The sequence below is a fragment of the Streptomyces sparsus genome, assembly GCF_054776295.1.
In genome coordinates this window covers 1-944 of the sequence record NZ_BAAHCA010000996.1, presented here as the reverse complement: position 1 = coordinate 944, position 944 = coordinate 1, and the positions used below count along the sequence as shown (strand labels likewise).

General features: G+C 77.1%; 1 protein-coding gene. It reads right to left on the bottom strand.

Annotated elements, in window-relative coordinates; genetic code table 11:
• Window positions 1-33 precede the first annotated feature (33 nt).
• Window positions 34-944, bottom strand: a 911-nt coding sequence (locus tag ACYVE9_RS25715; protein ID WP_461030292.1) for an SIS domain-containing protein, incomplete at its 5' end; no start/stop codon positions are given.

The following is a 944-nucleotide window of genomic DNA, read 5'->3' as shown; positions in this document are numbered from 1 at the left end:
GGGTCCCCCCGTGGCGCCGCGCTCGGGGCGGCGTCAGTCGTCCAGTACGACGCTGCGGGTGAGGCAGCGCGGCCGGTCCGGGTCCAGTCCGTGCGCCTCGGCGACGGCCACCGCGAGCCGCTGGGCCCGCACCAACTCCGCGACCGGGTCCAGCCCGCTCGCCACCAGGGCGCCGCCGGTCCGCTCCACGTCCGCCGCCAGTCCGGCCGGCACCGGGCCCAGCACCCAGGCCACCCGCCCGGGCCCGGTCACCGAGATCGGCCCGTGCCGGTACTCCATCGCCGGGTACGCCTCGGTCCAGGCCCCGGCCGCCTCACGCATCTTCAGGCCCGCCTCCAGCGCCAGCCCGTATGCCCAGCCCGTGCCGAGGAACGTCCACTGCTCACCGTCGAGCACCTCCTCCGGCAGCGGCTCGCGCAGGGCGGTACGGCCGTCGGCAGCAGCCTCCTCGACCGTGGCGACGGCCTCCGGCAGCGGCCCGTGGCCGGCGAGGGCGGCGCGCAGCAGCATCAGCGCGGTGGTGGCGAACCGGGTCTGCACCACCGACTCCTCGTCCGCCCAGTCCAGTGCGACCACCTCGTCGGCGGCCGTCACCACCGCCGATCCCGGATCGGCCGTCAGCGCCACCGTCGGCGTCCGGCCGCGCAGGCGCGCCAGCAGGTCCAGCACCTCGGTGGTCGTTCCGGACCGGGTGATGACCACCACCCGGTCGTAGGCCCGCCCGGTGGGGAACTCCGACGCCGCGAAGGCGTCCGTCTCACCCTGCCCGGAGGCCTCCCGCAGGGCGGCATATGACTGCGCCATGAACCAGGAGGTGCCGCATCCCGCGACGGCCACCCGCTCGCCCGGGCGGGGCAGCAGCGGGGCGGAGGCGACGGCCTGCCGGGCCGCGCGCAGCCAGCAGTCGGGTTGGGTGGCGAGTTCCGCGGCGGTCCGGGACGTCG